Raw genomic sequence first — 19,201 nt, 5'->3', positions numbered from 1 at the left:
TGATTATTTGCGGACAGGTTTACTGGAGAGCAGATAATCACTGTCATTATCAATAACGGTCATGCTGCCATTACAACAAGGAAAGACCAGCAATTTCTTTTTGCCTTCACGAATGCGTACAAGCTCTCTCGGTTTGAGGGGCAGCAGCACATTGCTTGCTTGGCAAAACGGGCATTGCTGTACATAGATGTCCCCCATGACAATATCATAGGGCCAGCTGTTTTCAAAAGGGATCATTCCTGCTCGCCTTCTGAAGGGGCTGGTTTGGATGCTTCTTCTTTGGCCAATTCGGCAATCTTCTGCAGCAGGATGTGCTGGGGCATGTGCATCAGGTGCTCAAGCGGTACGCCAAGGGATTCTGCTAATTTGACGGCTGTGTCAGCCGATATTTGTAAAGGTTTCATCACATTTACCTCCTGAAAAAGTGGCTTAAACTATTTCTCTAGTATAGAGATAGAGCACTCATAAAACCAGTTTTTAATTGAAGTATTTTAGCTCAAATCCTTGAATTTCAAAAAGAGAGGTGCCTTATTAAATGAAAACACCATTAAAACCTGTATGGGATCTGGAGTCCATTTTTAGTGGAGGTTCTTCCTCCGAATCGTTCGCTGCCTACTTGACCCTGCTGGAACAGGATGTACGCAAACTTCAAACTCTGTTGATTGAAACCGCTGCACCAAAGACACTTGAAGAAACTTATGCATTCGACGCCATTCTGGAATTACTGCAGAGCTGTTACATTCGTATTTCGGAAGGTTCTGCATTTGTGTCCTGCCTATCATCGCAAAATCAGCAGGATAAGAAGGCTACTCAGCTGCAAGGCACCGTTAGTACTCTTGGAGCCATGCTGAACAGCAGTAAGTCCCGTTTTGACAACCTCCTTAGTCAGACAGCAGATGACGTATGGGAGAAGTGGATTGCTCGCGAAGATATCGAGCCCTTGGCTTTTGTACTGAATGAGAGCCGGACACAGGCTCGTGAGAAGCTGTCCCCTGAACTTGAAGGACTTGCGCTGGATCTGGGCGTGGATGGTTATCATGGTTGGGGCAAGTTCTATAATACGATCGTAAGTAAAGTGAACATTCCGTTTGAACAAAACGGTGAAACGATCATGCTATCCGCCGGACAGGCTGCCAACAAGCTGAGTGACAGTGATCGCAACGTGCGTGAAACGGTATTTGCGAGCTGGGAAAAGGCTTGGACGGATGTAGAAGACTTCTGTGCCGATACATTAAACCATCTAGCCGGATTCCGTCTTAAGTTGTATGAGAACCGCGGCTGGGACGACATTCTGAAAGAACCACTCGCCATCAACCGGATGTCTCGACAAACACTGGATACGATGTGGGACGTCATTAACGGAGCCAAACCGGCACTCGTGAAGTATCTGGAACGCAAGGCGAAGCTGCTGGGTGTGGATAAGCTCAGCTGGAGTGATATAGATGCACCTGTAGGCAAGTCGGGTGGCAAAGTGACTTATGATGAGGCGGCAATCAATATCGTTGAACAATTTGCCAAATTCAGCCCTAAGCTCTCGAAATTTGCAGAGATGGCGTTTGAGAAACGCTGGATTGAAGCGGAAGATCGCCCAGGAAAACGACCAGGCGGATTCTGTACTTCTTTGCCGCTAAGCAAAGCTACCCGCATATTCATGACGTTCTCCGGAACGCCATCCAACGTGTCTACACTAGCGCATGAACTGGGTCATGGGTACCACCAGCATATTATGGAGGAACTTCCGGCACTGAATCAACGTTACGCCATGAATGTGGCGGAGACGGCCTCCACATTTGCCGAGCTGATTGTTGCCGACGCATTGGTGCAGTCAGCAACAGATGAACAGGAAAAGCTAGCTCTGCTGGAAGATAAGATTCAGCGCAGCGTTGCCTTCTTCATGAATATTCATGCCCGTTTCCTGTTTGAGAATCGCTTCTATGAACAGCGCAAAAAAGGCTTGGTTAATGCAGATGAGTTATCCAAGTTGATGGTCGAGGCTCAGCAGGAAGCCTTCTGTGGTGTTCTTGCAACGGATCATCCTCACTTCTGGGCATCCAAGCTGCATTTCTATCTGACAGGTGTACCGTTCTACAACTTCCCTTACACCTTTGGCTACATGTTCAGTGCGGGCATCTACGCCAGAGCACAGCAGGAAGGTACAGCCTTTGCAGACAAATATGATGATTTGCTGCGGGATACCGGACGAATGACGGTGGAAGAGCTTGCACAGAAACATCTGGGTACAGATCTGACACAGCCTGACTTCTGGCAAAATGCTGCGAATCTGGTGATTGCCGATATTGAGCAATTTCTTGAAATGACAGCAACCGCGAAGTGACAAATACGGGGAGTAGTACCCAAGCATTTTGAATGAAATGCTTCGTATACTCGTATGTGAAAAAGAGAGCTGCACCACATGTTAACTAGCATGTGGATGCAGCTCTCTTTGGTTATTCTATTCGTGGGACTGATTCGTATAATTTGTCGGATTATCAAGAATTAACTCGTTTTAAAGCATTGGATTGGCAATTAATTGTGCAACTTATAGTCATAAATACCCAAGTTTGTTTCATTTTGTTGAATGAGTATATTTGTTGTCATATAATGGTTCGTAAGTCCTTGTTTTGAGGGATGAAGTGCATAAAGGAGGAACAATAATGGTAAATATTGACCAGCTTTCATTAGCAAGACAGTTGGATTTGGTGTTTAAAGAACTTGATAAGGAACTGTCAGGGTTAGACTCAGGTGTAGTTTTTGTGCAAATACGCAATAATGTAATTGGAAAGTTCGGTATTCGACATAATCCGATTTCAGGACGGAATGGACAAATGGAAACAGAGGATCAGGGGTTAACTGGAAGTCAGCGCTCCTCATTCCGCGCTATGGCACTTGAGACTTTAAAGTTTAAGCAGAACTGGACACATGGAGAAATTTCGTATGACTTCACCGTAAGACAAGGCGTCATTTTGGTGGACGCTACGATGGAATCCAATTACAACATGGCTAACCTTATGATTCGTTACCCTAGAACAAATACATACAAGGATTCAGGAATGGAATCGACATCTTAATTGTGCAGACATGCACAAAAGCGGCGCTTCCGGAGAAGGCCGCTTTTTGGCTTTAAATCATCCAAGCATTAGTCCGAACTTAAGAACGACCAGACAGTTGTTGCTCAGCGATTTGTACCAGACGTTTAGTAATGTATCCACCCAGAGAACCTGTCTCACGGGAAGTGTAGTTACCGTAGTAACCGTCTTGTGGAATTGTTACACCCAGCTCTTGCGCAGCTTCCATTTTCAATTGTTGCAATGCTGCGTTTGCTTGAGGAACAACCAGATTGTTGGAACGGCTTCCGCTACCTCTGTTTTGACCTCCGTACATGTGTGTCACCTCCTTATGGCTTGGTGATGTTAGTATGGTTAGAGAATGAGGAAATATACGTGATATGGCGTAAGGAAATAATTGGGATTTAATTGTAAAGAAACACATGAAAAAAGCCGATCCAGACAGGATCGGCCTCTTTGCTAATAAGGTAAATATTATAGGTGTGTTGTACTACGCGTACAAGATTGAAAGGGACTACTTCTTGGTAGGAGCAATAACCTCAATCCGTGTGAGAAGTTCAACGGGTTGTTCAGGTTCCAGACGAATTAACCCGGTTTGTTCATCCGTCAGAGGGAGGTTCGGGGCATCGGAGAGCCAGGTGTAGGGCTCAATGCACAGAAACTGATCGGATTCACCCTTTGTAAAGAGCACCCAGTGTTTAAAATACTGTTCATCTGCTGAGTAGTTCAGCATATATCCATCCTGACGACGGAGCTGGGCAGTCGCTGCCTGACCTTCCGTAGCTTTGAGAATCGTATCCCAGTTGCGTCCCTGCATATTAACACCTTGATTTAAGGCGTTCCAATCTCCAAGAGGCTCAAGCTCACCCGTGGGCAGCTGTTCCTCGTTCTGAGCATATACGCCAGAGACAGGTAGTTGAAGTGTCCAATCGGCAGGCTTGCCGTCTAGCAGGAACCATGTATGATATCCCATTCCAAACGGAGCGGGAGTCGAACCCAGGTTGGTAACACGAAGACGCTGGCTCAGTACGGAGTTTTGCAGCCTGAACGTCATTTCGAGCTTCAGAGGCACCGGAAATTGTTCCATCCAATGCTCTTCATTTGCAGTCAGCAATTCGGTTGTAATGGCACAGCCTTCTTCATCTTCTTCAATGTCGCTGACACACCAGGATTGGGTGCGATGGAGACCGTGAATATGGTTGTCATTTGCCGTATTCTGATCGAACTGGTATTGAACCCCTTCGTATTCGAAGCGTCCACGATGTATGCGTCCTGGCGGAACCAGAAGCGGAACACCGAAGTGATAAGGTTTCTGCAAATAAAATGCTAAATCATCTTCTTCTGGGCTGCGGACGACATCACGATCCTGCACCAGATCACGAATCGAGATGATATTGTTTCCTAGACGCGGCAGCAGGGTGATCTCCAATTCACGGCTATGTAGGATATACGTGTCGTAACCATTCCATTGGCCTTTGGTCACTTGTTTCATATCGATGCTCCTTTTCCCACTTGAAATCTGTCTGCAAGCGGCTTAACATGCTCCGCTGCAGGCGTGTCATTGAGTACATGCCAGCAATCCCATACAGCCTTCTGTGGGAGGGCTAAACAGGATAAGCAATTCCATCATAACAGATTTCGGCTTGGCGGGTAAAAAAAGCTGATTCCATTTTTGACAATCTGCGTGAAGCGGATTAAGATGGAATGCAGAAGGAAATAACATATGAATTAAATTAAAGCGATGACAGGGACAAGTAAGTCAGGAGAAAACTCTTCAGAAAGCCGGTGGGTGATGCGAACCGGTGTGAACTCTTTACCGAATGGACCCTGGAGTGCCGATTGGAACAGGTGCCTTGCAGAAATGCAAAGCGTACCTCAGTAGAATTGGACGTCTATTCCACGTTACGGGAAAATGAAGGTGTTTTTCGCATGATTGAAAAACACGAATAAGGGTGGCACCACGGTCTCACGTCCCTTGCGGATGTGAGGCTTTTTTGCGTCCGCGGAGAAGAAACAGACTTCTACAAAACATGAGGAGGCGCAAGTGACTTATGAAAACTGTATTATCTGGAATCCAGCCAAGCGGTAAACTTACGCTGGGCAACTATATTGGTGCAATCAAGAACTTTGTGAAGCTGCAGCATGATTACCAATGCCATTTTATGGTGGTAGATCTCCACGCAGTAACCGTGGCTCAGGAGCCAGCTGCACTGCGTGAACAGTCTGAAGCCGTCGCTGCACTGTTTCTAGCAGCGGGGATCGATCCAACAAAGTCAAATGTGTTCCTGCAATCCCATGTTCCTCAGCATGCTGAGCTTGGATGGTTGATGACCACGCTGACATCGATGGGTGAACTGGAGCGGATGACCCAGTTCAAGGATAAATCTTCAGGCAAGGACTCGGTGGGGGCAGGCTTGTTCGTATATCCTTCATTGATGGCAGCCGACATTTTGCTGTACAATGCGGACCTCGTTCCTGTAGGAGAGGATCAAAAACAGCATTTGGAACTCACCCGCGATCTGGCGGGCCGTTTCAATCATCGTTATGGAGAATACTTTACCATTCCGGATCCATATATTCCGCAGGTGGGCGCACGCGTGATGTCCCTGGACGATGCTTCCTCGAAAATGAGTAAAAGTAATCCAAATGCGGGCAGCTACATTGCCCTGTTGGACCCGCCGGATGTGATCCGCAAGAAAATCAGCCGTGCCACGACGGACTCCGGACGTGAAGTGGTTTACGATCCGGCCAACAAGCCAGAGGTCAGCAATCTGATGAGCATCTATGCAGAGTGTGCAGGCATTACGCTGAATGAAGTAGCAGAGCGTTACGAGGGTAAAATGTATGGTCCGTTCAAAAAAGAGTTGGCCGAAGTGGTTGTCTCTGTTATTGAACCGTTACAGGAACGATATCGCGAAATTCGTGAATCTGGCGAATTGGCCGAGATTTTGGAGACTTCAGCACGTCGTGCTGAAACAGTCGCTGCCAAAACGCTTCATGATGTGAAGGAACGCATGGGGTTTGTTCCTAGACGTACAGTATAGGCCATCACGGACATCGTTCAACAATGTTAAAACTTCACGATATAAAGTGATGAAAAAAAGAGAGGAGCCAGCAGCTCCTCTCTTTTTTGTTCAAATAGAAATCTGGAACCTTCCAGGTCAGGATGTCGATTCGGTTGTAGAACGCAATTCCTGGCGTTCCTTCTTGGCACGAATGACGAAACCCCAGCCGATGTTGGCAATGGACAGGATGAACAGCAGCGAGGCTAACCAGCCGTTATAAGAAATCGATATGGCTGAAACCGTTAACAAAACAATCGAAGAGAATGCGAACCATAGGGACAAACCTTTACTCATTGGGAAAAACCTCCATCACAAATTTAATGAATCTCCGTATAACTTGAGGCGTGCGAGCCATAATAATCTTGCAAGCTTGCAATACATTACAGACACAGATTGAAAGGAGATTTTAAATATGGCTCAAGGATCTCGTTCTAACAACTTGGTGGTACCTCAAGCAAATGCAGCACTGCAACAATTGAAAATGGAAGCTGCACAGGAACTGGGTGTAACAATCCCGCAAGACGGTTACTACGGTAACTACACTTCCCGTGAGACAGGATCTCTTGGTGGTTACATCACCAAACGTCTGGTACAAATCGCTGAGCAACAATTGTCTGGGTCTGGCAAATAATTTATCATAAAAGCAAGCAACAAAACAAAGGCCCGGAGCGGAAACGCTCCGGGCTTTTCATCGCGCAACCGTTCCTTACTTGATTGTGCCTTTCCCAGTCCTTCTCGTCAAGACCGGGCAGATAAAAGTTTTTTATCCATTTTTTCATCGCTTAACCAGCCCACATACGTATCAATCGTTTCAAAATTGCGGTCCATCACGACAACGGCGACAAACGGATACTGCTTGCGGTGTCGATACCGTACATCCGCCCAGCGGACCTTGTATCCTGCAGGCAGCTCCTCTACCTCCGCAACCGCATAGGAGGTGAAGTAGAGAAAGGCAGTGACCTCTGGTGATTTGCGCGAGGCAGCTACAGCCGCATGAGTGGAAGAAGAGGCATGCAGATGCCATGTTAGCTCTGCTCCATCCATTTTTCCGATTTCGTAACTGTTATCCGCAAAATGCTTCACCACATGCCAGCGGTTCCAGGATATCGTTGGAATGACGATATAGCGAAGCGCCGGTTTGTTGTTGTCCAGCCTTTTTACTTTGGCTACAGCCTGGGCATGGGCAATGATTCGCCATACATAATAGAGGGCTATAACGATATACAGTGTGACAAACAACGGAGCAGGGGCGATCAGATCAAAGGCCCACAGCAGGATTGCCACCACGTGCGAAGCGAACAGAAACGGATCGAAAATATGAATGATATTCCAGGCAATCCATCGTTCCGAGAATGGCCTTGCTGCCTGGGTTCCATAGGTGTTGAACAGATCGGTAAACACGTGAACGCCCACAGCGACAGCTGTCCAGATAGCGACGTGCCCAATGGGAACATCCGGGAAAATCAGTGCAATGACACCCGTGATGAGCAGAACCCATAATAGAAGAAAGGGCGGCGAGTGGGACATACCCCGATGATTTCGAATGTACAATGAGTTGCTTTTGAGACGCAGCGCCGTATCAATGTCAGGGGCCTGCGAGCCAGCAATGGTACCCACCATCACCGCAGCCGCGAGCATGGGACTGGAAGCCACGACAGGATCGACATAAGCCAGACCTGCCAAACCAATACCCATGACAAAATGTGTAGAAGTATCCATAAACGTCTCCTTTGTGGTGTAGCTCGATTTCATCATATTAATGATTCTCTATCTAGGTGATACCCATATATAGTGTATATTATCCGCCTGTCTTGAAGCAAAACAGCCAAAACCCGAAAAAGATGTCATAAGAAGTTCATTTCACCCAACATTTGTACGAGCATTGTCATACTCTTGGCCATTTACCTATGATAAACTTTATATCGGAGACAAAGAGAGAAACCTCCAAACCGAGAATTAAGGGGGGATTAATCAAGCGTGGACAATCAGTTGGGATACCAGGCTTCTTCCGATTCTGCAACATTGACCTCGCCTCCGACCAAGTCGGGATCGTGGAAAGACTTTATTCATATCACCAAACCGGGAATACTTCGGACCAATCTTATTGCTGTTTTTGGAGGGTTTTGGCTGGCATCCCAGTGGGATATCAATTGGGTAAAGATGCTGCTGACCCTACTTGGGACTGCGCTTGTTATGGCTTCTTCCTGCGTATTTAACAATTATTTTGATCGTGAACTTGATTTGAAAATGGAACGTACCCGCAACCGCTCCTTACCGACAGGAAGGCTAACACCGAAGGTGGTATTGTCGTATGCCATTAGTTTAGGCGTGCTAGGCTTAACTGTTCTTTTTGCTTTTTCGGGTATACTTGCCGGATTATGCGGCATTTTTGGCATGTTTGTCTATGTTGTTATTTATACGCTTTGGTTAAAACGTTCTTCAACATGGAGCACATCCATAGGTGGTTTGTCAGGTGCCATGCCGCCAGTTATCGGCTATGTCGCTGTAACGGGACGTTTGGACCTGGGGGCATGGCTGCTTCTTGCCATGTTGTTCCTGTGGCAGCCTCCGCATTTCTGGGCGCTCGCCATCCGCAGGGTAGAGGATTATCGGGCCGGTGGATTTCCGCTGCTGCCCGTAGTGAAGGGCATTGAACGGACCAAGATTCAAATGATTCCTTATCTGGTGCTGCAGATTTTTGTTCCTATTCTAATGTATGCATACGGGTATGCCGGTATTTTTTATCTGACGGTGTCACTGGTGCTATCTGTACTGTGGCTATATTATGCACTCAAAGGATTTCGTGCGCAGGATACGGACGCCTGGGCCAAAAAGGTGTTTCTTTATTCCATTAATTATCTGTCCCTGAGCTTCATACTGATGATTCTGGATACGGTTCATAAATAATGGGATGGATTAAGGTGAAGGTGCAAAATAAATGCTTGGGCATCTGCATCAAGAACGGTTACAATAAGGAAGGGTCCCATCCAGAGTGGGGTTCTTCGTATACATATGCAATTTCAAGCAAAAGAAGTTACTTATTTCTTCATAAGGTGACATCCCGGGCAAGAAACGATAGCCATGTAATTCAAAGTAAGATATGTATGCGCATTCATATCGAAAGTACAGAGAAAGGACGAGGATGATGCTGAAAAAGTACAAATGGACCTGGATGCTGCTGGGTCTCGCACTGATTATGGCTGTATACCTCATGTGGGGCACCGTCTTTGCCAGCAAGGAGAAATTACCCGAGATTCGGGAGATCCAATCCTTTTCCATGGAAAATGTGGATGGGACAACCGTTTCGCTCGATGATACCAAAGGCAAGGTGCGGCTGTTCTATTTCTATTTCACCAGTTGTCCTGATGTATGCCCAATTACGACGTTTACGTTGTCCCAGGTGCAGGATTTGTTGAAGGAAGATGGCACATTCGGCAAGGATGCATCCTTTGTTTCGATTTCATTTGATCCGGAAGTTGATACCAAGGAGAAAATTAAGGAATTCGCGGACCGTTTCCACGCGGATTATGACGGGTGGTATTTCCTGCGAGGGGATATGGATAAAACAAAGCAGCTCGCCAAGGATTCATTTCAGATTCTGATTGAAGGCGAGAGCAAGGATGACTTTGCACATATGAATATGATTGGTCTCGTAGACCAGAACAATCAGCTGCGCAAGGTGTATAATGCATTTAATACAGAAGATGTCGAGCCTGCAGTCATCGCAGAGGATATCCGCAATCTGATCAATGAATAATCTGTTCTAAATGATATTAGAATCCTGTTAGTATCCATAAAAAAAGGCTGCATGCCGGTTGGAAAATAACCGGTAAGCAGCCTTTTGCAATTTTTTACGTTTAGAATGACGGGTACTCGGGGTATTGAATATACTCTTCCAATCCTGCCTTCTCCAACTGGGCAATGATGTATTCATCAGGGGTTCCTTCCACACCCGCATAACCACGTCTGGTATACATCTGCACTGCATCAGGGAAGGCGTCTCGCAGCACACCTCTGATTTTTTTACCCGAACTGTCATTATCCATAAACAGATATACTTCATCATAACCAACCTGTTTGCGCAGGGACTCCAGCTTGAGCGAATTGAGAGTGCCGAATGTACATAAAATGTTGATTTCCGGCCCAACGAGACGTTTCAGCTTGCTGCGATCATTCTTACCTTCCACAATGACATGAATAGGCATGATATTCACCTCTTGTTCGAGAGCTAGTGTCGACATTCCCCGGGAAATGTTGCAGCGAAAATCGACTGGATTATATATAGTTTAGCTGTAAATGGGGGAATGATGCAAAGCAAAGGTGAATACAAGCCATTTTAATAAAAAAAGGACTTACATCATGGATTACGTTTATCCCAGTACGCTATTCGGATCGGTTGAAGACAGGGATGCCTCACGTCTGCTGGTGAAGTAAGGAAGGAGCAGAATGCCGACCATTAATAGAATAAACGCGATGAAATACGGCGAGACACCTACACGCAGCTGACCTGCGGCGATTGGCCCAATGAAGGATCCAATGGAGGTAGCGATGGACTGTAGTGAGAAAATACGTCCCAGCTTGCTTCCGCCGCTTAAACGGATAAACAGGGTAGCCATAGCTGGAAAAGTAATCCCTTTGGACATGCCCAGTACAAAGAGTACAGCAGCGAGAGGGATGTCCGGGAAGGCTGCCAGCGTGAAGAAACAGAGAGACATCAGCAGGACCCCTGCAGTTAAACGCAGCTTGGGCGAATAACGATTAAGAAACAGCATGCTGAGGGTGAGGAGTGCTCCGATACTAATGACCGAAAACAATAACCCTGTAGACATCATGGACGAGTGTCCACCGCCCCGAAGAGGCAATTCAAAAAACAGAATCCCTTGTGCACAAGCAATGACCAGTGGCAATGCAAAATAACGCCAGGAGACAGGAATGAAGGTATTCGTATTTCCTCCGAGGTTAGCAGGTTTGGGAGGCACGGTTTCTTTCTCGCGCTGAACATCGACAAGTCCCTTGGGCATGGACAACCAGGCGATCATACCCGACAGAATGAGCAGGTATCCAAGACTTGCAAATGTAGCAGAGAATCCTAAAGCACCAACAATCAGTGCTCCAGCAGCTGGAGATACAACAGACGCCAGCGTATGCACGACACCATGTCCGGACATATACTTGCCCTGAGTGACCGGGTTGGTCGACAGCTGAGCAAGCAGGGCTAGACAGGCCGGAGACAGAAAAGCGAGCACAAATCCGCTGATGGAACGAAGCGCAAGCAGCTGCCATGGCGTGTGAATGTGGGCTTGCAGCAGCAGAATAATACCTGCTCCAAGCAGACTAAACACGATATAACGCCGACTGCCGTGTTTATCGATTTGTGTGCCGGCAATTAAATTGCCGGGAAGATGAGTCAAGGAGTAGATTCCCATCATCCACCCGATGAAGGTGGGTGCAGCTCCAAGCGAGATGGCAAAGGGGGTCAGGATGGGATATTGGGCGTGCAGGTCAAAAACAGCAAGAAACAAAAATAGATAGAGCCAGATGGCCGTTTTCACAAAAGCCCCTCCTTGTTAAACGATACATGTTCATGCCAGGTCGTCAAAATGTATTCCCGATTCTTCATGCAAAACCTCATGGTACTACTTGTACGTTCATCTGGACGAACTTAGACCTTTATTTTTACGAGAGAGTGCTTAGCTGACAGCGGGTTCGGAAATCATGTATAATATTCGGGAAGTGTGATTTCTTAACTCTAATACGGAAGGTGTAATCATGAACATAGAAGTGATCAAAGAGTTTGTGATGCAGAACTGGCTGGTGATCGTCGTTGCACTGATCATTTTGTTCTTTGTTCTGAATGTGGTCAAAACCGTATTGAAATGGGCGATTGCCATCATCATTATTGCGGCTCTGTTGATATACAGCGGCATCTCCATCGATCAGATTAAAGAGACGGTTTCGGATGTGCAGTCCAGCACCATGGACACATTGAAAAAGGAAGCGACCAATATCATGGTGAAGGAAGCCTCCAAGGCGACCTACGCCAAAGGACAGGATGGACAATTTACCATTACGAGTCCCAATGTGGAAATTAAGGGGACAGCCGGGTCGAACAAGGTCAATGTGACCTTGCGCGGAATTTCACTTGGCGAATGGAATCTCGACAATGAAACGATACGTACGTTTGTCGAACAGGCCAGAGGAAATGGAACTGTACCAGCTTCTTAGCAAAGGGGGAATGAATACGTGTTGCAGAGTTGGCTGGACAGCCTGAAGGAATTCAATGGCATCACGATCATGCTGTTATTGATTGTGGCAGCTTCATTGCTTCAGGGATGGTCCAGAGGGGCTTCGCGTTCTGCAGGAAGACTATTTGGATTCCTGATGGATGGCATTATGGCGGTCATTGGCATTCTGCTGTCCATTGGTTTGACCCTTTGGCTGGCGCCGTATGTGCAGCAGTGGTTGTCTGCACATGCTTCAGCCATGCCGAATCGGGATCTGAACCGATGGGAGCAGATGTATTATACGTTGGTTACGGCGATTGCTGATTTTCCATTGATGCGGTTTGCCGTGTTGTTTGTGCTTAGCTATGGATTTATTCGTTTGATTCTTGGCTTGTTCTCTTCCCTTTTCTTCAGAAGGAGATATCATTCGGCAGAACAAGAGAGCAGTCCCAAGGGGATTATTAGCCGCTTCATGGGTGCAATCATAGGAGCGGTCATTGGATCTGCCCGCGGGATGATTGTCATTGCCGTTCTTTTTATGATTGTCAGCCTGTATCCCGGAAGCATGTTCAGCCGATATGTAGAGGCTTCGCCGATCTACATGCAGGGAGCAAAGTCCGTTATTGAACCGTTATCCGGTAACCTGATCAAGGACAAGCTGCCGGTATTTACCCAAGCGGTTCAGAAGGAACTGGGCGGAATTTTGCAGCGGAAGTATGAGGTCATTGACCACAATATTCCGGCAGATATTGAATCTGCAGCCAGTGAGATTGTGAAAGGTCACACGACGGATGAAGCGAAAGCACGGGCCTTGTATGATTGGGTTGGTTCCCGCATTCAATATGATTACGGGAAAGTGGATGATTATGAGCAAAAAGGCATATGGCATGAACAGACACCGCAGAACACGTTTGATACGCGTAAAGGGGTATGCATTGATTACGCACGTTTGTATGCGGTCATGGCCCGTTCACAAGGACTGGATGTTAAAGTCGTTACGGGTCTTGGATATAACGGCCAGGGCGGGTATGGCCCACATGCATGGAATGAAATTTATTTGAGTGATTCCCAGAGCTGGATTCCGCTTGATCCGACATGGGCGGTGAGCGGTGACTGGTTCAATCCTCCGAATTTTGCCGATACCCATCTGAAAGATCAGACAGCATAACATTACACCGGACAGGGTTCCGGATTATGACGACGTTGCCAGGTTATCATGCCGCGGCTGGACTTCTAAGAGCGGTATGCATCAAGTCATGAAAGAGGTAGGATGAATGAACAATCATTCAAAAGAGAAGGATGAACTTACCGACAAACGGCGCTTCAGTTACCGGATGAACGTATTTTTCTTCGCTTCCTTTGTTATTTTTAGCGTTATTATCGTACGGCTGGCGTTTCTTCAATTCGTGGAAGGGCCTGAGCTCAGTCAGGAAGAGGCCAGCAACATTACCAAGGATGTGCCGCTCGCTCCGGTGAGGGGAACCATCTATGATTCAACCGGTGAGGTGAAGCTGGCGTATTCCAAGCCGATTCAGTCTCTATACCTGACGCTTTATAAAAACTATGGTGATGTAAACGGACAACCAAGTCCAAACTTCCCGGAAGCTCAGGATATTGCAACAAGGCTGCATGATGTGTTTGAACAGTACAAAACCAAGGAGTCGGAGTCCCTTACCGTTGAGCAGATCATTGAAGCGATGGACCTCAACTCCCGCAAGGCGAATGGCTTCATGCCACGACTTATCAAGAGCGATCTGTCGGAGGAAGAAGTGGCTTATTTCCTTCAGCACAAGGATGAATTCACGGGAATTCAGATTGTTGAAGAAAGTGTGCGTTACTATGATCCGGACACGGTGGCTGTTCAGACCATCGGATATTTGAAAAAGTTTAAAAGTTCCAAAACACTGGACAAGTACGAAGAAGTTGATGAAGCGAACAAAACACAAACGGACCCGGGACTGGTATACACGGAAAACGAGTTTGTCGGGTTCGACGGTCTTGAGCTGCAGTATCAGGACATACTGCGCGGCAAAAGCGGTTATAACTCCGTGGATGTGGATTTGCGGAATTTGCCTGAGGGCGTTGCAGGGTCTACTCCACCTGAGAAGGGCTATGACCTGATTACGAGCATCAACAAAAACGTGCAGGTGAAGACAGAGCAGGCGATCCTGGATCAACTGAGCTGGCTGCATACACACCCGGTTTCTGGTAGACTGCACCCGAATGCCAAGACAGGTTTTGCGGTAGCAATGGAAGTGGACACTGGGAAAATTGTGTCGATCGCCAGTATGCCGGACTACGATACGAACATCTGGAGAACAGGAAGCATCACGAACGAACAATATGATGACATCAAATATGTTTATCAAAATGGTACCATTCGTTCCTTCCCTCCGGATGATTCCAAAAAACGGGCTGAATCGGTTGTATTGCTTGGTTCCACGATCAAACCTCTGAGTGTATTGATCGGTCTAAAGGAAGGTTTCTTCACTACGAATACCGTATATCCAGACAGGGGGTCTACAACTTTCGGTGGGGATAACCGCAGAGTACAGAACTCTTCCGGTCACGTATACGGTCCGTTGACTCCACATGATGCGATTCGTCACTCTTCCAACGTTTTTATGATCGATGAAATCGGTAAGAAGTTGTACACCCAATATGGTGCCGGAGGGATCGATATATGGGATAAGTACATGAAGCAATTCGGTCTCGGTGTTTCGACTGGAATCGATCTGCCAAACGAATGGCTGGGATACAGAGAATACACGAATGAACAGGAAAGTTCTCTGACTCGTCTTGTGTATGCTTCTTTTGGTCAACAGGGGAAATACACGGCCATGCAGCTTGCCCAATATACAACGATGCTGGCCAACAAGGGTAAACGAATGGAGCCGCAATTGGTAAGTGAGATCCGAGATTCCGAAGGGAATGTCGTAGAGAAAATGAAACCAAAAGTGCTAAGTACGGTCGATTTCAATGACGCTTATTGGAATGAGGTACAACGAGGCATGGCTACAGAGGTTACTGCATTTAGCGGATTCCCTTATGACTTTGCCAGAAAAACAGGAACCTCTACACAGGTAGTCGGCGGAAAATTGGTCGACAACGGGGTATTTATCGCGTATGCGCCGCGGGAAAATCCAAAACTGGCTGTAGCCGTGGTTATCCCGGAAGGGGGCTTCGGTTCCAACAGTGCGGCTCCTGTTGCACGTGCGATCTTCGATGCGTATGACGAGGAGTTCGGTTTGGACGGTGTTCCGAAGAAAGATAAAACAGAAGAAACAGATGAAACAGCAGCGCAGTAATTTATATGGTTAAAGAGGGGCCCTTTGGGGTCCTTTTTTTTGTGTGTATGGAGCTAAGAATGGGACAGACATTTACATAATACCTGTAACTTCATAGGGAGTTAATACGTTTAAACAATTGAATGAATCGATACACAATATTCCAGATCAACAATGGAGAAGGGGCTCTCTCTAGTTTACGAAAATGTAACCAAAATTAGGAAGACGTGTCAATCAACCTTTGATAAACTTATATAGGGAAAATATCTGAGCTTTACATTAATAATTTAGACTGTTAACCATTATTGATATAGAACGGAGAGCTTATACATGTTTAAACGATGGAGGAGCAAGAAAGCATCCGATGAAGACACAGCTGTCAACAAGCCGTCTGCAGCAAGGATTAACCTGTTCTTTTTTGCTGCATTTGTCATCTTCAGTATTCTTATTTTTCGATTAGCCTTTGTGCAGTTTGTCGAGGGACCTGAATTGACGTATATGGAAACGACACGTAATACAAAAGACATTCCGCTGGCACCTGTGCGTGGACCGATCTATGATGCCACGGGAAAGGTGGCCTTAGCATACTCCGAGCCCGTGCAGTCTCTGTACGTATTGTTGTATGAGGACTATAGTAACGGTTCACGGCAGGAAGAAGCTCAAAAACTCGCAGATGATCTAGCTGCAGTGTTCAAGGAGTTTAACCCTGGTGACAAGGAACAGCCGGATGCTGAGGAGATCATGAAACGCCTCGATCTGGATTACCAGAAGACACACGGTTATACGCCAAGGTTGGTTAAATCCGATCTAAATACGAAAGAAATCGCTTATTTCATGGAAAAAAAGGCTGAATATCCAGGGGCTATGGTACTGGAGGAAAATGTGAGAAAGTATGACCCTGATCGGGTTGCAGTTCAGGTCATTGGCTACACTAGAGAGTTCAAGGGTCAACAAAATAACTTAGATAAGTATAAAGAAATTAGTAAGTCGCTGGCAACGGAAAGGGACCCGGGTCTTCGCTACACTCAGCAAGAAATGGTTGGAGTAGGTGGACTGGAGTTTCAATATCAGGAGGAACTTCGTGGAAGAAGTGGCTATCAATCTATCGATATTAATGCACGTAATCTTCCTGAAGGAACAATCATGCAGACTCCGCCGGAGAAAGGCTACAGCCTAGTCTCCACAATCAACAAGGAAATTCAGCTGGCAGCTCAGCAAGCGATTACAGATGAACTGCGCAAGCTGCCCAAAGCCATTACGGGGTATGCAGTGGCGATGGAAGTGGATACCGGAAATGTTGTGGCCATGGCCAGCATGCCGGACTATGATCCGAATGATTGGGATTATGAGAAGATCAAATACGTCTATCGGAATGGGACAATCGCTTCCTTCCCACCGAATGATTCCAAGCCTAGGCATGCGGAATCCGTGGTTTTGCTAGGTTCTGTCATCAAGCCTCTTAGTGTACTTATCGGTCTGAAAGAAGGCTTGTTTACAGCAGGCCAGACCTATCACGATCAGGGATACGCCATTCTGGGGAAAGACGGACGGCAGGTGAGAAACTCCCACTCTGCTTATAATGGTCATATTACTGCAAGACGCGCCATAGAGAAATCTTCCAATGCGTTTATGATTGATATGGTAGGCAAACGTTTGCTGAATAAATATGGCTCAGAAAAAGGAATCAAAGTTTGGGACGAATACATGAAAGACTTCGGCTTGGGTGTTTCTACAGGCGTGGATCTTCCAGGTGAGTACTTGGGTACACTTGAATACAACGAAGATCATGAATCCGCCTTGACACGGCTCGCGTTTGCCTCGTTTGGTCAACAAGCGAAGTACACGACACTTCAGCTCGCACAATATACCACGATGCTTGCCAATAAGGGTAAACGGATGGAGCCTCATTTGGTGAAAGAAATTCGTGACGCAGAAGGCAATGTCGTTACGAAAATCAAACCTAAAGTTTTAAACGAAGTTGATTTTGCGGATGCATACTGGAATGAAGTACACCGCGGCATGGTCACCAAAGTAAGCTCGTTTGACGGATTCCCTTATGACTATGCCCGTAAAACAGGTACGTCCGAGCAGGGAACCGGACCGAATAAGAAGGAGAACGGTGTGTTTATCGCATTTGCACCGCGTGAGAATCCAAAACTGGCCATCGCGGTTGTTGTACCGGAAGGCGGATTCGGGTCTGTTAGTGCGTCGCCAATTGCACGCAAAATCTTCGATGCATACGATGAGGTGTACGGTCTGGACGGGACGCCAAAAGGGAAAAAAGGTCAGGAGAAGGACAAAGAGTAAAACAAGATTTTTAAGGAGAGGTACCAAAGTAACGGAGATTAACACATGTGCAACGGGTTATCCCATATCAATATTCTGCAAAAAAAGCCAGTGAAAAGGCTGATATACGCAACCGGACAGGCAAGGGAAATTAGCCCTTGCCTTTTTATTTTGCATCGGCTAAAATTTGCACAAGGGAAACATTATTAGTCGTGTATAAATTTTAATACCTTGTACAACAAAATTAGATGTGGACAATTATGTTAGGAGAGGGAAAGGAGAGGTTGGAATTGTTAATGGTGAAAATGAGGAGTATTCAAAGAGGATTCATGACGCTGACAGCCCTGGTGTTGATTGTGGTTTTGACCGCTTGTTCCAGCTCAGCCGAAACGGGAAGCACGGAAGGGAAGATGCAGATTACAGCAACTACAGGCATGATTGCAGATGTAGCACGTGAGATCGGAGGGGCATATGTTGACGTTACCGGGCTAATGGGTCCAGGCGTTGATCCCCATCTGTACAAGGCTTCGCAAGGGGATATCCGCAAGCTGGAGCAAGCCGAAGTCATTTTTTATAACGGGCTTCATCTGGAAGGTAAAATGACTGATATTTTGGAGAAGATGTCCAAGAGCAAAACAGTAACTGCCGTAACAGACGGCATCCCGGTAGATGAATTGCATTCGGGTCAGGAAACCGGAGGTACGGAATATGATCCACATGTCTGGTTTGATGTGAGCCACTGGATGCATGCGGCAGAAGCCGTGCGCGATACACTTGTGGAGGCAGATCCGGATCATGCTGAGGCATATCAGGCTCAAGCCGAAGCGTACTTGGCAAAGCTTGAGGAGCTGGATAACGAAGTGCGCACAAAAATTCAGGAGATCCCTGAAGCAAGCCGGGTACTCGTTACCGCACACGACGCTTTTGGCTATTTTGGTGAGGCCTACGGCATGAAAGTGATGGGACTTCAGGGTATCAGTACAGCAGCCGAATATGGTGCAAAGGATGTCAGTGAACTGCGGGATTACCTCGTGGATAACAATATTAAGGCGGTATTTGTGGAATCGAGTGTGCCAGCCAAAGCGATGGAAGCCATTATTGCCGGAGCTGCCGAAAAAGGACATACGGTTAGCATTGGCGGCGAACTGTTCTCGGATGCCATGGGTGCTGAAGGAACAGAAGAAGGTACTTACATTGGCATGATTCGTCACAATACCGAGACGATTGTAGAGGCGTTGAAATAATGATTTTATCCAGAGAGGAGTGGAAACAGC

The 19,201-nt window shown here is 46.7% G+C and carries 19 protein-coding genes and 1 other annotated feature; of the genes, 11 read left to right on the top strand and 8 right to left on the bottom strand.

Annotation, left to right across the window (positions count from 1 at the left end):
* Positions 1–3: 3 nt before the first annotated feature.
* Positions 4–237 (bottom strand): hypothetical protein, encoded by a 234-nt coding sequence (locus AC3WQ3_RS09280; RefSeq protein ID WP_095292183.1) that lies wholly within the window; start codon positions 235–237, stop codon positions 4–6.
* Positions 234–404 carry a YycC family protein gene (locus AC3WQ3_RS09275; RefSeq protein ID WP_095361228.1) on the bottom strand — a complete coding sequence of 57 codons (171 nt, stop codon included), beginning with the start codon at positions 402–404 and terminating at the stop codon, positions 234–236. Before AC3WQ3_RS09275 ends, AC3WQ3_RS09280 begins: the two co-directional genes overlap by 4 nt.
* A gap of 131 nt (positions 405–535) precedes the next feature.
* On the opposite strand from AC3WQ3_RS09275, the gene AC3WQ3_RS09270 reads away from it, so the two are divergent.
* A complete protein-coding gene (locus AC3WQ3_RS09270; RefSeq protein ID WP_492472043.1) occupies positions 536–2,335 on the top strand; it encodes a M3 family oligoendopeptidase in 1,800 nt (599 codons plus the stop codon).
* Positions 2,336–2,654: 319 nt separating this feature from the next.
* Positions 2,655–3,068 (top strand): O-methyltransferase, encoded by a 414-nt coding sequence (locus tag AC3WQ3_RS09265; RefSeq protein WP_095361230.1) that lies wholly within the window; start codon positions 2,655–2,657, stop codon positions 3,066–3,068.
* 79 nt (positions 3,069–3,147) lie between these two features.
* Here AC3WQ3_RS09265 and AC3WQ3_RS09260 read toward each other — a convergent pair whose 3' ends face one another.
* Both AC3WQ3_RS09260 and AC3WQ3_RS09255 read right to left on the bottom strand, forming a co-directional pair.
* Positions 3,148–3,381 carry an alpha/beta-type small acid-soluble spore protein gene (locus AC3WQ3_RS09260; RefSeq protein ID WP_095292177.1) on the bottom strand — a complete coding sequence of 78 codons (234 nt, stop codon included), beginning with the start codon at positions 3,379–3,381 and terminating at the stop codon, positions 3,148–3,150.
* A 198-nt stretch (positions 3,382–3,579) separates the two neighbouring features.
* The gene (locus AC3WQ3_RS09255; RefSeq protein WP_492472042.1) at positions 3,580–4,557 is read right to left on the bottom strand and encodes an aldose 1-epimerase; all 978 of its coding nucleotides are present in this window, start codon (positions 4,555–4,557) and stop codon (positions 3,580–3,582) included.
* Between the two features lie 240 nt (positions 4,558–4,797).
* Positions 4,798–5,044, top strand: a binding site (T-box leader).
* 72 nt (positions 5,045–5,116) lie between these two features.
* Here AC3WQ3_RS09255 and trpS point away from each other — a divergent pair.
* Entirely contained in the window at positions 5,117–6,109 is a 993-nt protein-coding gene (gene trpS / locus AC3WQ3_RS09250; protein ID WP_095361233.1) for a tryptophan--tRNA ligase, read from the top strand.
* Positions 6,110–6,226: 117 nt separating this feature from the next.
* Here trpS and AC3WQ3_RS09245 read toward each other — a convergent pair whose 3' ends face one another.
* On the bottom strand, positions 6,227–6,424 hold the full coding sequence (locus AC3WQ3_RS09245) for a hypothetical protein (RefSeq protein ID WP_095361234.1): 198 nt from the start codon (positions 6,422–6,424) through the stop codon (positions 6,227–6,229).
* Between the two features lie 118 nt (positions 6,425–6,542).
* On the opposite strand from AC3WQ3_RS09245, the gene AC3WQ3_RS09240 reads away from it, so the two are divergent.
* Positions 6,543–6,761, top strand: coding sequence for an alpha/beta-type small acid-soluble spore protein (locus AC3WQ3_RS09240; RefSeq protein WP_492472040.1), 219 nt, complete (start codon positions 6,543–6,545; stop codon positions 6,759–6,761).
* Positions 6,762–6,868: 107 nt separating this feature from the next.
* On the opposite strand, the gene AC3WQ3_RS09235 is transcribed toward AC3WQ3_RS09240, so the two are convergent.
* Entirely contained in the window at positions 6,869–7,849 is a 981-nt protein-coding gene (locus AC3WQ3_RS09235; protein ID WP_492472039.1) for a metal-dependent hydrolase, read from the bottom strand.
* Between the two features lie 258 nt (positions 7,850–8,107).
* Between AC3WQ3_RS09235 and cyoE the strand changes: the two genes are divergently transcribed.
* Both cyoE and AC3WQ3_RS09225 read left to right on the top strand, forming a co-directional pair.
* Complete coding sequence (gene cyoE, locus AC3WQ3_RS09230; RefSeq protein WP_193724213.1) at positions 8,108–9,037, top strand: heme o synthase; 930 nt, start codon at positions 8,108–8,110, stop codon at positions 9,035–9,037.
* Positions 9,038–9,275: 238 nt separating this feature from the next.
* Positions 9,276–9,887 carry an SCO family protein gene (locus AC3WQ3_RS09225; RefSeq protein WP_095361390.1) on the top strand — a complete coding sequence of 204 codons (612 nt, stop codon included), beginning with the start codon at positions 9,276–9,278 and terminating at the stop codon, positions 9,885–9,887.
* A 100-nt stretch (positions 9,888–9,987) separates the two neighbouring features.
* Here AC3WQ3_RS09225 and AC3WQ3_RS09220 read toward each other — a convergent pair whose 3' ends face one another.
* Positions 9,988–10,335 (bottom strand): toprim domain-containing protein, encoded by a 348-nt coding sequence (locus AC3WQ3_RS09220; protein ID WP_095292165.1) that lies wholly within the window; start codon positions 10,333–10,335, stop codon positions 9,988–9,990.
* 165 nt (positions 10,336–10,500) lie between these two features.
* On the bottom strand, positions 10,501–11,682 hold the full coding sequence (locus AC3WQ3_RS09215) for an MFS transporter (protein WP_193724214.1): 1,182 nt from the start codon (positions 11,680–11,682) through the stop codon (positions 10,501–10,503).
* A 217-nt stretch (positions 11,683–11,899) separates the two neighbouring features.
* Here AC3WQ3_RS09215 and AC3WQ3_RS09210 point away from each other — a divergent pair, with 217 nt between their 5' ends.
* The 5 genes from AC3WQ3_RS09210 (at position 11,900) to AC3WQ3_RS09190 (ending at position 19,171) form a co-directional block, all read left to right on the top strand.
* The gene (locus AC3WQ3_RS09210; RefSeq protein WP_336783073.1) at positions 11,900–12,355 is read left to right on the top strand and encodes an ATPase; all 456 of its coding nucleotides are present in this window, start codon (positions 11,900–11,902) and stop codon (positions 12,353–12,355) included.
* An 18-nt stretch (positions 12,356–12,373) separates the two neighbouring features.
* Complete coding sequence (locus tag AC3WQ3_RS09205) at positions 12,374–13,522, top strand: transglutaminase domain-containing protein (RefSeq protein WP_336783071.1); 1,149 nt, start codon at positions 12,374–12,376, stop codon at positions 13,520–13,522.
* 106 nt (positions 13,523–13,628) lie between these two features.
* Positions 13,629–15,662 carry a peptidoglycan D,D-transpeptidase FtsI family protein gene (locus AC3WQ3_RS09200; protein ID WP_492472037.1) on the top strand — a complete coding sequence of 678 codons (2,034 nt, stop codon included), beginning with the start codon at positions 13,629–13,631 and terminating at the stop codon, positions 15,660–15,662.
* A 309-nt stretch (positions 15,663–15,971) separates the two neighbouring features.
* Positions 15,972–17,948, top strand: coding sequence for a peptidoglycan D,D-transpeptidase FtsI family protein (locus tag AC3WQ3_RS09195; RefSeq protein WP_492472035.1), 1,977 nt, complete (start codon positions 15,972–15,974; stop codon positions 17,946–17,948).
* Positions 17,949–18,223: 275 nt separating this feature from the next.
* Complete coding sequence (locus AC3WQ3_RS09190) at positions 18,224–19,171, top strand: metal ABC transporter solute-binding protein, Zn/Mn family (RefSeq protein WP_492472064.1); 948 nt, start codon at positions 18,224–18,226, stop codon at positions 19,169–19,171.
* Positions 19,172–19,201: the final 30 nt, after the last annotated feature.

Source organism: Paenibacillus sp. FW104-T2 (genome assembly GCF_058789975.1).
This window is presented reverse-complemented; position numbering and strand designations above follow the sequence as displayed.

Excerpts from the sequence above, each read along its gene's own strand:
- AC3WQ3_RS09200 (WP_492472037.1), top strand. The coding sequence starts at position 13,629 with ATGAACAATCATTCAAAAGAGAAGGATGAACTTACCGACAAACGGCGC.
- AC3WQ3_RS09255 (WP_492472042.1), bottom strand. The coding sequence starts at position 4,557 with ATGAAACAAGTGACCAAAGGCCAATGGAATGGTTACGACACGTATATC.
- AC3WQ3_RS09225 (WP_095361390.1), top strand. The coding sequence starts at position 9,276 with ATGCTGAAAAAGTACAAATGGACCTGGATGCTGCTGGGTCTCGCACTG.
- AC3WQ3_RS09275 (WP_095361228.1), bottom strand. The coding sequence starts at position 404 with ATGAAACCTTTACAAATATCGGCTGACACAGCCGTCAAATTAGCAGAA.
- AC3WQ3_RS09210 (WP_336783073.1), top strand. The coding sequence starts at position 11,900 with ATGAACATAGAAGTGATCAAAGAGTTTGTGATGCAGAACTGGCTGGTG.
- AC3WQ3_RS09260 (WP_095292177.1), bottom strand. The coding sequence starts at position 3,381 with ATGTACGGAGGTCAAAACAGAGGTAGCGGAAGCCGTTCCAACAATCTG.
- AC3WQ3_RS09195 (WP_492472035.1), top strand. The coding sequence starts at position 15,972 with ATGTTTAAACGATGGAGGAGCAAGAAAGCATCCGATGAAGACACAGCT.
- AC3WQ3_RS09280 (WP_095292183.1), bottom strand. The coding sequence starts at position 237 with ATGATCCCTTTTGAAAACAGCTGGCCCTATGATATTGTCATGGGGGAC.
- AC3WQ3_RS09235 (WP_492472039.1), bottom strand. The coding sequence starts at position 7,849 with ATGGATACTTCTACACATTTTGTCATGGGTATTGGTTTGGCAGGTCTG.
- AC3WQ3_RS09220 (WP_095292165.1), bottom strand. The coding sequence starts at position 10,335 with ATGCCTATTCATGTCATTGTGGAAGGTAAGAATGATCGCAGCAAGCTG.
- AC3WQ3_RS09240 (WP_492472040.1), top strand. The coding sequence starts at position 6,543 with ATGGCTCAAGGATCTCGTTCTAACAACTTGGTGGTACCTCAAGCAAAT.
- trpS (WP_095361233.1), top strand. The coding sequence starts at position 5,117 with ATGAAAACTGTATTATCTGGAATCCAGCCAAGCGGTAAACTTACGCTG.
- AC3WQ3_RS09245 (WP_095361234.1), bottom strand. The coding sequence starts at position 6,424 with ATGAGTAAAGGTTTGTCCCTATGGTTCGCATTCTCTTCGATTGTTTTG.
- AC3WQ3_RS09265 (WP_095361230.1), top strand. The coding sequence starts at position 2,655 with ATGGTAAATATTGACCAGCTTTCATTAGCAAGACAGTTGGATTTGGTG.
- AC3WQ3_RS09270 (WP_492472043.1), top strand. The coding sequence starts at position 536 with ATGAAAACACCATTAAAACCTGTATGGGATCTGGAGTCCATTTTTAGT.
- AC3WQ3_RS09190 (WP_492472064.1), top strand. The coding sequence starts at position 18,224 with ATGGTGAAAATGAGGAGTATTCAAAGAGGATTCATGACGCTGACAGCC.